This is a genomic window from Actinoallomurus vinaceus (assembly GCF_039542055.1).
Lineage (GTDB): Bacteria > Actinomycetota > Actinomycetes > Streptosporangiales > Streptosporangiaceae > Actinoallomurus > Actinoallomurus vinaceus.
On record NZ_BAABHK010000011.1, the window covers coordinates 9,131 to 22,127 of the forward strand.

The following is a 12,997-nucleotide window of genomic DNA, read 5'->3' on the forward strand; positions in this document are numbered from 1 at the left end:
AGGATCGGTCGGCTGTCGTCATCGGGTGATCGCAGGTCCGGCGAGGATCGGTCGGCTGTCGTCATCGGGTGATCGCAGGTCCGGCGAGGATCGGTCGGCTGTCGTCATCGGGTGATCGCAGGTCCGGCGAGGATCGGTCGGCTGTCGTCATCGGGTGATCGCAGGTCCGGCGGCGACCGGTCGGCTGTCGTCATCGGGCGATCGCAGATCCGGCGACGACCGGTCGGTCGTCGTCGCGGGGTGATCGGCCGGCGGGGCCGGTCGGGGTCGTCACCGGGTGATCGGTCGGCGGGTTCGCGCGCGTTTGAGTTCGAAGAAGCCGTCCGTGCCCGCCACCAGAAGCACGCCGTCCCAGAGTCGGCCGGCCGCCTCGCCACGGGGAATGGGGCTGACGACCGGGCCGAAGAACGCGATCCGCTCGCCGTCCGGCCCGGGGATGTGGATCGCCGGGGTGCCCAGGTCCTCCCCGACCGGGTCCAGACCCGCGTGCTGGCTCTCCCGGAGGGCCTCGTCGTGGTCGGTCACGTCGGCCGCGTCGGCGAGCTCGGCCGGCAGCCCTACCTCGGCCAGCGCGTCGAGATACAGGGCCCGCCCGATGGGCGCCTTGTCGTGGTGGATCCGGGTGCCGAGCGCCGTGTAGAGGTCGCGCAGCACCTCGTTGCCGTACTTCCGTTCGGCCGCGATGGCGACGCGCACGGGTCCCCGCGCGTCGCGCAGCCACTCGACGTACCACTCTTCCAAGCCCGTACGGCCGTCGTTCAGCATCGCCAGGCTCATGACGTGGAAGCGCACCTGGACGTCGCGCACCTTCTCCACCTCGAGAAGCCAGCGGGAGGCGATCCACGCCCACGGACATTTGGGGTCGAACCACATGTCAGCACTGATCACGCGGTCAGATTAGGGAGCACAATGGTCGGGCGTAAGGACCAATGTGCTACATACTGATTGGGCCAATGGCCTGAGGACCGGCCGGGTCGGGGAAGGCGGATCGACCGGTGGATCGGCCGGCTTCGTAGGATGACCGAGGACCTGCTGCGCTCGCGGGAGGTGCCCGACGACCTTCCGGGGAGCCCGATGGGAAACGAGCCGATGCGGCCTGACGTGACGGTCGTCGAGGTGCCGCAGTGGCAGGGATCGTCCTCGGCGACCGCCCACCGCCTCCGTGCCGGAGCCCGCCTCCTCGGCGACCTCATACCCGCCGCCGACCGGGTGTGCGTCGCCGTCGCGAGCGACGACGGCGGCCGGGCGCTGGCCGCCAACGCCCGGCGGACGCGCGCCGCGTTGGAGCGTGCCGACGGCCGGTTCACCATCACGCTCGGCGGCGACTGCGGCGTTGAACTCGAGCCGATCGCCGCCGCGGCGCGCCGGCACGGCGACCGGCTCGCCGTCGTGTGGTTCGACGCGCACGGCGACCTCAACACACCGGAGTCCTCGCCGTCCGGCGCCTTCCACGGCATGGTGCTGCGCACGCTGCTCGGCGAGGGACCCGCGGAACTGGTGCCCGACCGGCCCCTGAAACCCCGCCAGATCGTGCTCGCCGGGGTCCGGGACCTCGACCCGGCCGAGCGCGACTACGCGGTCGCCGCCGGGATCCCGACCGTCGATGACCCGGACGCCCTCATCGAGGCGGTCGGTGACGCGTCCGCCGTGTACGTCCACCTCGACCTCGACGTCCTCGACCCGGAGGTGTTCCGCTCCGTCGGCGTGCCCACCCCACGGGGGCTGACCCCGGACCGGCTGCTCGCGATGGTGACCGCGCTCGCACGGCGCTTCGAGGTGGCCGGCCTCGGCATCACTGAGTACGAGCCCGCACGACCCGAGGACCAGGACCTCCTCACCGGCCTGATCCGTCCCATCGTGGACGCCTGCCGCTCGTCGGTCGCCGCGGTCGTCGAACCCCGGGCCCGCGCCGCCTGGCCGGCGGAGTTCACCGAAGAACACGGGGGCTGGCTGCTCCGGCACACCCCGGACGTACGACGCCGTCGCTCGAACTCCGCGGTGCCGCCTCCGCCGGGCGGCGAGACGACGATCGATGACGTCGAGAGGTTCTACCGCGACCGCGACCGGCCGGTCATCGTCCAGGTCCCCGACAGCCACGGCGACCTCGACGCGCTCTTGGACCGCCGGGGCTACCGCCGGGAGGCGCCGACGGCGGTACTGACCGCCTTCACCGGGGAGGTCGTCGCGGCCACGGCGAGCGCGGATACGCCGTCCGTCGAACTCGACGAGGACCTGACGCGCCCGCTGCGGGCCTTCGCCGAGTTGGACGACCACGCCGACACGGCCACGATCGGGGAGAAGGTGATCGCCCGGATCACGCGGCCCGCGGGGTTTGCGAGCGTGACGCGGAACGGCCGTGCCGTCGGAATGGGGCTGTTCGTCGCCGACGCGGGATGGGCGGGCACCTTCTGCATGGCCACCCATCCCGACGTTCGGCGGCAGGGCGTCGGCACCGCCGTCCTCGGCGCCGGCGCACGATGGGCCGCCCGCCAGGGCGCGGACCGGCTCTACCTCCAGGTCGAGACGGACAACGACGCCGCCTGGCGGCTCTACCGAAACGTCGGCTTCACCCCGTCGTACGCCTACCACTACCGGATCGCGCCCTGACCGGCGCGGCCAGGCGATAGGTGCGGCCCGGGCCGCACGGTCGGGCCGCAGGAGGCGGGCCAGCCGGGCCCGCGTTCCGGGTTACTTGGCACGAGCAGGGGCGGACCGCCCCGTGATGCCACGAGGAAACAGCGGCGGCCTGCCCTCGGCGCGACGAGAGCAGGGCTGAACGCCCCACGATGCCACGAGGGAGCGGCGGGCCAGCCGGGCCCGCGCTCCGGGTCACTCGGCAGGAGCAGCGGCAGACCGCCCCGTGATGCCACGAGGAAGCAGCAGCGGACCGCCCCGTGATGCCACGAGGAAGCAGCGGCGGACTGCTCCCCGGCGCGACGAGAGAGCGGCGGTGGACTGCTCCCTGATGCGACGAGAGAGCAGGGCTGAACGCCCGGGACGGCAAGGGAGCAGCAGATGCGGCCGGGGCGGGTCGCCCCGGATGTCAGCGGCCGGCGCGGTCGGGCGAGCCCGACTCCACCCAGCGGTAGACCGACTCGACGCCCTCGGCGACCGTCGTGCGCGGCGTCCAGCCGAGGTCCCGCGCGGCGGCGTCGATCGCCAGCGCGCTGCGCTGCAGCTCACCGGGGCGCGCCGGCGCGAACTCCGGGTCCAGGTCACGACCGGCCGCCTGGCCGAGCAGGTCGATCAGCTCCCGGACGCTCGTCTCGCGACCGGTCCCGATGTTCCAGACGCCGGGCCGGTCGGTCTGGGCGGCGGCCAGGAAGGCCCTCGCGACGTCCTTGACGTACACGTAGTCGCGGGTCTGGTGGCCGTCGCCGAACACCGTCGGCCGCTCCTCCCGGACGGCGCGCCCGCAGAAGATGCCGACCACGCCCGCCTCGCCGGCGGGGTCCTGGCGCGGGCCGTAGACGTTGGCGAGCCGGAGCGCGGCGTGCCGCGTGCCGTAAAGCCGGTTGTACAGGCCGAGGTACTGCTCGGCGCAGTACTTCGCCGTGCCGTACGGCGCCTCCGGCCCAGGCAGCACGTCCTCGGGCGTCGGTATCGGCGCGTCCACCCCGTAGATCGCGCCTCCGGTGCTGGCGAACAGCACCCGGGCCCCGACCGCGCGGGCGGCCTCCAGCACGTTGACCGTGCCGACGACGTTGACGACCGCGTCGTCGGCCGGGGCGTCCACCGACACCCGCACGTCGATCTGTGCGGCGAGATGACAGATCAGCTCCGGCCGTACGCGCTCGACGATCGAGCGCAGCGCGGCCGCGTCCGTGATGCTCGCCTTGTGGACGACGACGGAGGGGTCGAGGCGCCCCGGTCGGCCACGGGACAGGTCGTCGAGCACCGTGACCTCGTCACCGTTGTCGAGGAAGACGTCCGTCAGATGAGAGCCGATGAAGCCGGCGCCGCCGGTCACGAGGATGCGCATGTTCGGCAAGCGTAGGCGATCCGCGCGCCGCCCCGGCATCGCCCGACGGCGAATGTGGAAAAGCGATTCCCACACCGACCGGTGGCGATCCCTACGCGCCGCCCCGGCGTCGACCCGCAGGCGGCTGGGGTACCGATCCTCGGCGACCCGCGCGTCGGCTTGGCATTGAGCGGTGGCGTGGCGCGGGTCGCTGGGGCACGGTGTCGGCTCCTGGTCAGGCGGCGGGCACCTTGTCGAGGAAGCCATGGACGTTCTGGATCCGGCCGTCTTCGGCGAGGACCACCACGTCGAACCCGATGACGATCGCCTCGGCGTCGGCCGGGCCGAGCTCCCAGGTGAACCGAGCCAGGTTGTGGTGGGCGTCGACAACCGGGCCGGGCCGGAAGACGAAGTCGGGGAACTGGGCCTGCACGGCGCCGATGACCGCGTCGATGGCGTCGTGCCCGGCCACGTCGGCCAGCGGGTCCAGGTAGGTGCCGTCCTCGGTCCACAGCGCCTCGATCGCGGCGCGGCGGGCGGCGGGGTCCTTCTCGTTCCAGGCGTCGATGTAGCGGCTGACCAGCTCGTTGATGTCGCTCATGGCGTTCCTCCTTGAGATCCGATGCCTCAAAGATGCCGAAGCGCGAGCGGAAGATCGATTACGTGGGAGGTAACGGCCCCGACTCGGTGCGGCAGCGCGCCGGGGGCGGTCCGTTGTTCCCCGAGGGCCCGGACACCGGGGAGCGGAACCCTCAGGGAACACGGCGCCGGTCGATCAGATCCGCGACGGGGACTACTTGCAGATGGTCACCGCGCTGTACCAGTTGCCGCCGGCCTTGCCGGGCGTGGCGTCCCAGACGCCCTGCGCCTCCCAGCCCTTCGGGCACTTGACCACCTTGGACGTGGCGGTCTTTCCGTGCGCGAGGGTCGACGTCTTCTTGTTCCAGTAGAAGTGCCATCCGCCCTTGGGGTCCCTGAGATAGGCGCCCATCAGGCCGTGGATTGTGCTCTTGGAAAGGTTCTTGGCCAGGCCCTGGAATTTCCAGCCCTTGGAGTTCCACTGCTTGCTGCATACCTGGGGCTTCGTGTGTTCGCAGTGGTTGAAGCCGGCCACTGCGGTCCCCACGGGAGCCGACTTCGCCGCCACCGAAGCGCCAGCCGACGTCCCACTCGCCATCGCGGCCGGGGCGGCAAGTCCCGTAATGGAGGCGATCGCTCCGGCGGTAACGGCAACGCGGATAACTGCTTTCAACTTCGTCTCGTTTCCCTTGGAGTGTATGGCCCGACCAAACGTAGTGATATAGGCCATCAGCCGAATAGGGTTCGAAGTCCTGAATCCGCAGTGCGTCAGTAGTCCTCAAGGCCTAATCTCGCGGTGTCACAGGTCCATGACGGCGAGGACGAAGTGCACGTCCTCGTTCCCCTCATTCGCGTAGGAGTGCGGCCGGTCGCCGTGGAAGACGGCCGCGTCGCCCGCGCCGATCTCCGTACGGCTGTCGCCGACGGTGAGGCTCAGGCGTCCGGAGTCCACGGTGACGATCTCCCGGGTTCCGGGAGTGTGCGGCTCGCTGTCGCGGCACTCGCCCGGGCGCAGGACCCAGCGCCACAGCTCGACGGACGGGCGGGGATCGCTCCCGGCCAGGAGCGTGCCGGTGCCGCCGGACGCTCCCTGCCACAGGACGACGTGACGGTCGGCGGGGAAGAACTGGATCGGCTGCTCCTCCTCCACCTGCACGAGCCGGGTGAGGGGCACTCCGAGGGCCTCCGAGACGCGGATGAGCGTGCCGAGGTTGGGGTTGCCCCGGGCCTGTTCGAGGGCGACCAGGACGCCCTTGCTGACTCCTGCCCGCGCGGCGAGCTGGTCCAGGCTCCAACCGTGGGCCGCGCGCAGGGAGCGTACGGTGCGGGCGACCGCGTCGCCGACCTTGTCCGTCACGCAGGACACCCTAGATGGTCATTTCATTGCACCGGACGGTATGCTGAACCGACCGACGATTCGAAGGGGAGAGTCCATGCTCGAGCAGATCGTCATTGATGAGGCGATCCGCGCCTTGCGTCCCGACTTCGCGGTGCTGCTCATGACCGCCGAAGGGCTGGCGAACGGCCCGTCGAACGGCCGCGCCGGCGACACCGCCGCAGCAGACGGCGTCGACGGCGGCCACGTCGAGGCCTGGCGGGAGGCGTACCGCGGCTTCGGCGTCAACCCCAAGCGTGCCCGGCCGTCGGTGGACGCCCTCCTGCGCCGTGGCGACCTGCCGGAGATCAACCGGGTCGTGGACGCCTACAACACGGTCAGCGTCCGGTTCGAGCTGCCGATCGGCGGCGAGGACCTCGACGCGTACGACGGGCCGGCCCGGTTGGTCCGCGCCACCGGGGACGAGCCCTTCGACACGGCCAAGAACGGCGAGGCGGTCGTCGAGCACCCGGACCCCGGCGAGGTGATCTGGCGCGACGACGCAGGCGTGACTTGCCGCCGCTGGAACTGGCGCCAGTGCACCCGCACCCGTATCACCGAGGACACCAAGAACGCGCTGTTCATCCTGGAGCGGCTGGAGCCGTACCCGATGGACCTGCTGGTCGCCGCGGGCGAGGCGCTGACCGGCCTGCTCACCGAGATCTCTCCGGGCGTCGTCGTCCGTACGCGCCTGATCGATCCGTGATCATCGCACTCGCCCTGGCCTCCGCGATCGCCTTCGGCGCCGGCGACTTCTGCGGCGGCGCCGCCTCCCGGCGGGTCGACGATCTTCGCGTCCTGCTGGTCAGCCTTCCGGCGGGGCTGCTCCTGCTGCTCGTGGTGGCGATGTTCGGCGGTCCGTGGCACGCGGCCGCGCTCGGCTGGGGAGCCCTCTCCGGAATCGCCGGGGGAGCGGGGCTGCTCGTCTTCTACCGGGCCCTCGCCATGGGTCCGATGAGCGTGGTCGCCCCGGTGTCCGGGCTGATGGCCGCCGTCGTGCCCGCGGCCGTCGGCATCGCGCGCGGCGACCGGCTGAGCCTGACGGCGATCGCCGGGATCGTCCTGTGCCTGCTGGCCGTCTGCTTCGTCAGCATCGAGCGGGGCGGCGGGCCGGTCCGGCTGACGGGCGGCCCCGTCCTGGCGGTGGTCGCGGGTTCGTCTTTCGGCCTGTTCTTCGTGATCGTTCATTTGGGCGACGACGGCACTCTGTGGCCGCTGGCGGCGTCCAAGGCGGCCGGTCTCGGGGTGGTGCTCGTCGTGGCCGTCCTGGCACGCCGTGGCCCCCTTCCACTGATCAGGAACCGCGGCGCCCTCGGCATCGCCCTGCTCGCCGGCGTCCTCGACGTGCTCGGCAACGCGCTGTACGTCTTCGCCGCTCGGGCGGGTGCGCTGAGCATCGCCGGGGTGCTCAGCTCGCTCTACCCGGCCAGCACCGTGCTGCTGGCCCGCCTGGTGTACGGCGAACGGCTGCGGCCGATCCAGCGCCTCGGCCTCGCCATCGCGGTCGTCGGCGTCAGCCTCGTCACGACCGGCTGAGCCGGCCGGCCGGGGTGAGTCCGCGCGTCGGCCTCCGCCGGACCTTCGGGGCCGGCCGGCGGCCGAGCCGCTTCTGAGGTCTCGGCCGGCACGGGCGTCACTGGCCGCCGAGGCGGGCAGCAGCGCTTCTTGAGGCGTCGGCCGGCACGAGTGCCTTCGTCCGCCGAGGCGGGCCCGAGCACGTGGCAGGGGTGCCTCTGTCCGCCGAGGCGGGCCGGAGCGCTTGGCAGGGGCGCACCTGACCATCCAGGCGGGCGACGCGCTTCGTGTGCCGTGGACCGCCACGACCGCTCGAGAGACGGCCGGGCGCCGCGGATGAGCGTCGGCCCGACCGTCTTCGGTGTACGGCCCGCCGGGACCGGCCGATGGCCGCCGGCGGGCCCAGGTCAGTGGCTGCCGAGGTTGGCGACGATGTTCGAGTGCTGGGGGCTCGACCGCAGGCCGGCGGACTCCAGGGCCTTCCGGTAGGCGTCCATCATCGCCTCGGTGTCTCCCGCGGCGCCGAACAGGTCGCCCAGCTCCCGCCAGACCCGCGCGGTCGCCCGCGACGGGGGGAGTGCGTCGAGTTCGTCGCTGGTCGCGCGGAGCGCGGTCAGCGCCTCCTCGTGCTCACCGGTGGCCACGAGTGCCTGGGCGAGCATGAGCCGAGCGCGGATGACGGTGACCGAGCCGCCGGGGTGGGAGGCGAGCTCGGTCAGGACCCGCTGGGCGATCGTCACCGCGGCGCCGGGCTCCCCGAGCATCATCTTCGAACGCGCCGTCTCGATGAGGCACTCGGCCACGTCGACACCGCTCAGCGACTGCTCTGCCGCGTGCAGGAGCTCCAGAGCCTTGGTCGCGGCGTCCGGCGTCGCGTCGCCGGGCAGCAGGCTGCGCGCCGACGCGACGCGGAGGCGGGCCTGCGCGGTGGTCAGCGTGTCACCCGCGTGCAGCGCGAGCGCCTGGTCGGCGAGGTAGAGGGACTCCCCGCCCGCCCCCTCCTCGAGCGCCCGCCGGCTGGCCCGCCGGTAGGCAGTGATCATGACGGTGGGGTCCAGCTCCGACGCGGCGAGGAGACGCTCGGCGAGCGTCCGCGCCTGCGCGGTGTCGCCGCGATCGAGGTAGGTGCTGATGAGGGTGCGCCCGACCTCCGCGGCCTCCTCGCCGCCGAGTAGACCGAGCTCGGCCAGGCGTTCCAGCGCGGACTCGCCGAGCGCGATCGTACGGCCGAGGTCACCGGCGGCGCGGTAACAGCGGGCGAGGACGACGATGACGGGCAGCCATCCCGCCCGGCCACGGTCCCTCCCGGCCTCCTCACGGAGCTCCTCAAGTGCCCTGATGGCCTCTTCGCCGTCGCCACGGGCCTCCAGCGCGCGCGCCTGCCCCCACCGGGCCCGCTTGGCCAGGTCGGGGTCGTTGTCGACCGCGGCGAGGATGTCGCCGAACAGCCTGAGCGCCTGGTCGGCGTCGCCGGCCAGCAGGGCGAGCTCCGCGTGGCGGACGCGGACCTGAAGGTGCAGGCGTTCTTCCGGCTCGATGCCTTCGGACAGGTACTCAGGCAGGCAGCCGAGTCGGCTCGCGAGCAGCCGGACAACTGCGGGCGTCGGGGTTCGCTTGCCCGACTCGATCAATGAGATGTAACTGTCGGACAGCTCCGTCCCCGCCAGCTGCGCCTGAGACAGATGTTTACTCAGACGTAGGTTACGGACTCGCTCCCCGACGCTTCCTTGACCCGGCATCTCGACTCACTTACCGAAGGGTTTCACCCGGAATGGGTTACGTCTTGTTCGTAGGGTGCACTACCTCACACATGGAGAGTAACCCAAACGACACGGACAACGTGGAGAAGTTTTGGTCAAGACGTGGGTCGAGTCAGTCGTCAGCGTCGTCCTTGCTCGGAAAGATCATGCTGCAGACCTCGAGGTAGAGCTGTTCGGGGTACGGGAGGAAGCTGACGACGCGGAACGCCTGGTCCTGACCTGCGGACTCGAGCACGAACTCCCCGTAGCCGAGCATCCGCCCGGTGATGGACCGCTGGAAGCTCATGTCCGTGACCTTCGACAGCGGCATCATCGCCACCTTACGGGTCAGCAGGCCCGTGGTCAGGAGCATGCGCTGGTTCGTTATGACGAAGTAGTCAACGGACCACTCCGCGACCTTCCACACGAACCACGCCAGCAGGATCAGCCAGGCCCACCAGATCCAGCTGACGACCGCTCCGCCCTGCTTGGCCAGCAGGTTGCTCAGCACCCCGGCGACGATGAGGCCGCCGAGCACGAAGCCGATCGGGGTCATGAGCACCGCCGGGTGGCGCCGGACGGTGATCACTTGGTGCTCGTGCGGCAGGAGGTATCGGTGGATCGAGGCGGGCGCCGAATCGCCGGGCGTCACGAGCCTCATAGCGCGGTCACGAATTCAGAGGGCGAATCGCTCGCCGAAGCCGGCCCGCCGGACGCGTTGCGGGCGATGGGTCTCGTGCCGCTGGACTTCCCCAACGACACGGGCGTCAAGGCCCCGTCCGCCCGAGTGAGGTACTTCTTCAAGGAAACCCCGCCTCCCGAAGGCCGACCCACTGACCCATTTAATTTGTACACCAGGCGACGATCCAGCCGCAAAGAGCCGCGCGAACGGATGCGCCGACCGGACCGGACCGCATCCGGGGTGCGGCTCACACGGCGCTGTGGAGGCCGTCGCCCGCGCCGAGGTGCCATGCCGTACGGAGCCGGTCGCCCGCGTCGCCGAGCGCGCTGGACGACGCCGTACGAGCGGTCGCCCGCGTCGGGGAGCGGGCTACACGACGCCGTACAGGCGGTCGCCCGCGTCGCCGAGGCCGGGGACGATGAAGCCGTTCTCATTCAGGTGCGAGTCGACCGCGGCCGTGACGATCTTGACCGGCACCGGACAGTCCGCGAGCTTCTCCTCCATGTGGGCGATGCCCTCGGGCGCGGCGAGCAGGCAGATGGCGGTGACGTCGTCGGCGCCCCGGCCCATGAGCAGTTGGATCGCCGCGGCGAGCGTGCCGCCCGTGGCCAGCATCGGGTCCAGGACGTAGCACTGGCGGCCCGACAGGTCGTCCGGCAGCCGTGTCGCGTACGTCGTCGCCTTCAGCGTGCCCTCGTCCCGCACCATGCCGAGGAACCCGACCTCGGCTGTCGGCAGCAGGCGGGTCATCCCGTCGAGCATCCCGAGCCCGGCCCGGAGGATCGGCACCACCAGAGGCTGCGGCCGCGTCAGCCGTACGCCCTCGGCCGGCGCGACGGGTGTGTCGACCGTCACAGGGGCCACACGGACATCACGGGTCGCCTCGTACGCGAGCAGGGTGACCAGCTCGTCGGCGAGGCGGCGGAACGTGGGCGAGTCGGTGGTCGCGTCGCGGAGCGTCGTGAGCTTGTGCGCGACGAGGGGGTGGTCGACGACGAGGGTCTTCATATCCCGAACGGTATCCGAATGGATGCTTGAGCATGGGGAACGTACCGGCCATGAGCGAAGGGATGAGCCCCGAGGAGGTCCGCGAGCGGCTCCGCCGCAGAGCGGTCTTCCTCCGGGAGTTGGCCGAGGCGCGGGAGCTCCGGAAGCGCGTGTCCCCCCGCCGATCACGCCGAGAACGGGTCCGTGAGGCAGTCCGCATGCGCACGTTCCGAGCCAACTGACCGAACCCGGGTTTTCCCGTGCCGCGAATCTTTGGGCTCGGCATCTGCCAAGATGCCCGAGGCGGACGCGCGCGGCTGGGGTGAAGATGACTGAACTGGACACGGCGGACTTCGCTGTCGTGGTCTATCGCGAAGACAACGCGTGGGAGGTCGAGCAGCTTCCCATCGCACTGACAGAAGACCTCGAAGGGCTGATCCACGCCCTACGACAGCAGCCGAGCATCGGGGGCACGATCGGGTTGGTCGCGGTCGGCGACGACTTCTTCGTGGCCCTCCGGATGCTCCCCGACGAGGCCATGGTCTTCCTCTCGGACGTCACCGCGTCCGTCGACTGGGTGCTGGCCCGGCAGATCGTGGAATACCTCGAACTCGACATCCCCGACGACGAGGAACTCGACCAGGTGCTTCCCGCCGGAGACATGTCGATCTTCTCGGACCTCGGCCTCGACGAGATGGAGCTCGGCGCCCTGTCCGGCGACCTCGACCTCTACCCCGACGAGATGCTGGCGAGCATCGCCAAACGACTCGGATTCGGCGCCGCCTTCGAGCGCGCGATCGGGTGACCACGGGTTCGGGAGAGAATAGAAGCGTGCCGTACTTCTCCGCGGTGTTCGCGCGTGGCGACGCCGGATGGATCGGGACCGAGCCCGACCTCAGCGAGGTCACCGGTCTCGAGGACATCTCCGACATCATGCGAGAGGCCGCCGTCGAGACGGCGGCCGACACGGTCGTGCTGCTCGTCGAGCAGGAGGACGAATGGTTCGTCGTGGTCCGCCTGGACGACGGCGAAGATCCCCGCGTCTTCCTCTCCGACGGCCGAGCTCCCGTCGGCAGCGAGCTCGCCGACATGCTCAGCGAGCAACTCGACACCGAAGACGCGTCCACCGACGACCCGGTCGGCGACGCCGAACTCCTCTCCGACCTCGGAACCACACCGAACGCCCTGACCGCGCTCGGCGAGCGAACCCTCCCCGGCGACGCGCTGTCGGTCATCGCCGAAGGCGCCGGATTCGCCGAGGAGTACGAACGGCTCCGATAGCCAGGGCCGTGATGGACACCGAAGGGCCGACGGCGGACGAGGTGATGCGGCTCGCCCTCAAGGAGGCGCGGCGGGCCGCCACCGACGTGCCCGTCGGCGCGATCGTGCTCGGCCCCACCGGCCAGGTCATCGGCGCGGGCCACAACGAACGCGAACGCACCGGCGACCCGACCGCGCACGCGGAGATCATCGCCATCCGCCAGGCAGCCGCCCACCAGGGCGAATGGCGGCTGACCGGCTGCACCCTCGTCGTCACCCTCGAACCCTGCACCATGTGCGCCGGAGCCGCCGTCCTCGCCCGCCTCGACCGCATCGTCTTCGGCGCCTTCGACCCCAAGGCCGGGGCCGTCGGCTCCCTGTGGGACGTCGTACGCGACCGCCGGCTCAACCACCGCCCCGAAGTCATCGCCGGCGTCCTCGCCGACGAGTGCGCCGCCCTGCTCACCGAATTCTTCGCCGGCAGGCGGGACCGAGGACCGTCTGACTTCCGGTAGGCTCCCCTCTTGGTGGAGTCGCCTAGTGGCCGAGGGCGCACGCCTCGAAAGCGTGTGATGGGGCAACTCATCCGTGGGTTCAAATCCCACCTCCACCGCCATGCTCGGTGCCCTTCGGGCACCTTCGCCGTCTCCGGATTCCGTCCGGGGGGACGACCCCCCGGACCCCCCGGTGCGCGGCTGCGCCGCGCCTCTCCGCGCTCGCGGCCTTCGGCCGCCTCCGCGCTCGAATGGGACATCTCCTTGCTGCGCCGCGCCTCCACCGCCATGCTCGGTGCCCTTCGGGCACCTTCGCCGTCTCCGGATTCCGTCCGGGGGGACGACCCCCCGGACCCCCCGGTGCGCGGCTGCGCCGCGCCTCTCCGCGCTCGCGGCCTTCGGCCG

The 12,997-nt window shown here is 71.2% G+C and carries 15 protein-coding genes and 1 tRNA gene; 8 read left to right on the forward strand and 8 right to left on the reverse strand.

Features of this window, described 5'->3' with window-relative positions:
• Nucleotides 1-270: 270 nt before the first annotated feature.
• Nucleotides 271-873, reverse strand: a complete 603-nt coding sequence (locus ABEA24_RS32770) for a mycothiol-dependent nitroreductase Rv2466c family protein (protein ID WP_345436206.1) — start codon at nucleotides 871-873, stop codon at nucleotides 271-273.
• A 144-nt stretch (nucleotides 874-1,017) separates the two neighbouring features.
• Between ABEA24_RS32770 and ABEA24_RS32775 the strand changes: the two genes are divergently transcribed.
• Nucleotides 1,018-2,607, forward strand: a complete 1,590-nt coding sequence (locus tag ABEA24_RS32775; RefSeq protein ID WP_345435539.1) for a GNAT family N-acetyltransferase — start codon at nucleotides 1,018-1,020, stop codon at nucleotides 2,605-2,607.
• 436 nt (nucleotides 2,608-3,043) lie between these two features.
• On the opposite strand, the gene ABEA24_RS32780 is transcribed toward ABEA24_RS32775, so the two are convergent.
• The 4 genes from ABEA24_RS32780 to ABEA24_RS32795 form a co-directional block, all read right to left on the reverse strand.
• Nucleotides 3,044-3,982, reverse strand: a complete 939-nt coding sequence (locus ABEA24_RS32780) for an NAD-dependent epimerase/dehydratase family protein (RefSeq protein WP_345435541.1) — start codon at nucleotides 3,980-3,982, stop codon at nucleotides 3,044-3,046.
• Between the two features lie 214 nt (nucleotides 3,983-4,196).
• A complete protein-coding gene (locus ABEA24_RS32785) occupies nucleotides 4,197-4,562 on the reverse strand; it encodes a nuclear transport factor 2 family protein (RefSeq protein ID WP_345435543.1) in 366 nt (121 codons plus the stop codon).
• Between the two features lie 192 nt (nucleotides 4,563-4,754).
• Nucleotides 4,755-5,087, reverse strand: coding sequence for a hypothetical protein (locus ABEA24_RS32790; RefSeq protein WP_345435545.1), 333 nt, complete (start codon nucleotides 5,085-5,087; stop codon nucleotides 4,755-4,757).
• 252 nt (nucleotides 5,088-5,339) lie between these two features.
• Entirely contained in the window at nucleotides 5,340-5,897 is a 558-nt protein-coding gene (locus tag ABEA24_RS32795) for a helix-turn-helix domain-containing protein (protein WP_345435547.1), read from the reverse strand.
• Between the two features lie 76 nt (nucleotides 5,898-5,973).
• Between ABEA24_RS32795 and ABEA24_RS32800 the strand changes: the two genes are divergently transcribed.
• Nucleotides 5,974-6,621 carry a B3/B4 domain-containing protein gene (locus ABEA24_RS32800; protein ID WP_345435549.1) on the forward strand — a complete coding sequence of 216 codons (648 nt, stop codon included), beginning with the start codon at nucleotides 5,974-5,976 and terminating at the stop codon, nucleotides 6,619-6,621.
• The gene (locus tag ABEA24_RS32805; RefSeq protein ID WP_345435551.1) at nucleotides 6,618-7,451 is read left to right on the forward strand and encodes an EamA family transporter; all 834 of its coding nucleotides are present in this window, start codon (nucleotides 6,618-6,620) and stop codon (nucleotides 7,449-7,451) included. The genes ABEA24_RS32800 and ABEA24_RS32805 overlap by 4 nt, the downstream gene beginning before the upstream one ends.
• Nucleotides 7,452-7,837: 386 nt before the next feature.
• On the opposite strand, the gene ABEA24_RS32810 is transcribed toward ABEA24_RS32805, so the two are convergent.
• The 3 genes from ABEA24_RS32810 to upp form a co-directional block, all read right to left on the reverse strand.
• Nucleotides 7,838-9,169 carry a helix-turn-helix domain-containing protein gene (locus tag ABEA24_RS32810; RefSeq protein ID WP_345435553.1) on the reverse strand — a complete coding sequence of 444 codons (1,332 nt, stop codon included), beginning with the start codon at nucleotides 9,167-9,169 and terminating at the stop codon, nucleotides 7,838-7,840.
• A gap of 133 nt (nucleotides 9,170-9,302) precedes the next feature.
• Nucleotides 9,303-9,830: a PH domain-containing protein gene (locus ABEA24_RS32815; protein ID WP_252843507.1), complete on the reverse strand. Its 528-nt coding sequence runs from the start codon at nucleotides 9,828-9,830 to the stop codon at nucleotides 9,303-9,305.
• A 390-nt stretch (nucleotides 9,831-10,220) separates the two neighbouring features.
• A complete protein-coding gene (gene upp / locus ABEA24_RS32820) occupies nucleotides 10,221-10,859 on the reverse strand; it encodes a uracil phosphoribosyltransferase (RefSeq protein ID WP_345435557.1) in 639 nt (212 codons plus the stop codon).
• Between the two features lie 50 nt (nucleotides 10,860-10,909).
• Between upp and ABEA24_RS32825 the strand changes: the two genes are divergently transcribed.
• The 5 genes from ABEA24_RS32825 (at nucleotide 10,910) to ABEA24_RS32845 (ending at nucleotide 12,714) form a co-directional block, all read left to right on the forward strand.
• The gene (locus tag ABEA24_RS32825; RefSeq protein WP_345435559.1) at nucleotides 10,910-11,080 is read left to right on the forward strand and encodes a hypothetical protein; all 171 of its coding nucleotides are present in this window, start codon (nucleotides 10,910-10,912) and stop codon (nucleotides 11,078-11,080) included.
• A gap of 86 nt (nucleotides 11,081-11,166) precedes the next feature.
• Entirely contained in the window at nucleotides 11,167-11,643 is a 477-nt protein-coding gene (locus ABEA24_RS32830; protein WP_345435561.1) for a tRNA adenosine deaminase-associated protein, read from the forward strand.
• 26 nt (nucleotides 11,644-11,669) lie between these two features.
• Nucleotides 11,670-12,119 (forward strand): tRNA adenosine deaminase-associated protein, encoded by a 450-nt coding sequence (locus ABEA24_RS32835; RefSeq protein ID WP_345435563.1) that lies wholly within the window; start codon nucleotides 11,670-11,672, stop codon nucleotides 12,117-12,119.
• Nucleotides 12,120-12,130: 11 nt separating this feature from the next.
• Complete coding sequence (gene tadA, locus ABEA24_RS32840) at nucleotides 12,131-12,613, forward strand: tRNA adenosine(34) deaminase TadA (protein ID WP_345435565.1); 483 nt, start codon at nucleotides 12,131-12,133, stop codon at nucleotides 12,611-12,613.
• 11 nt (nucleotides 12,614-12,624) lie between these two features.
• Nucleotides 12,625-12,714, forward strand: a tRNA-Ser gene (locus ABEA24_RS32845).
• The last annotated feature ends 283 nt before the right edge of the window (nucleotides 12,715-12,997 follow it).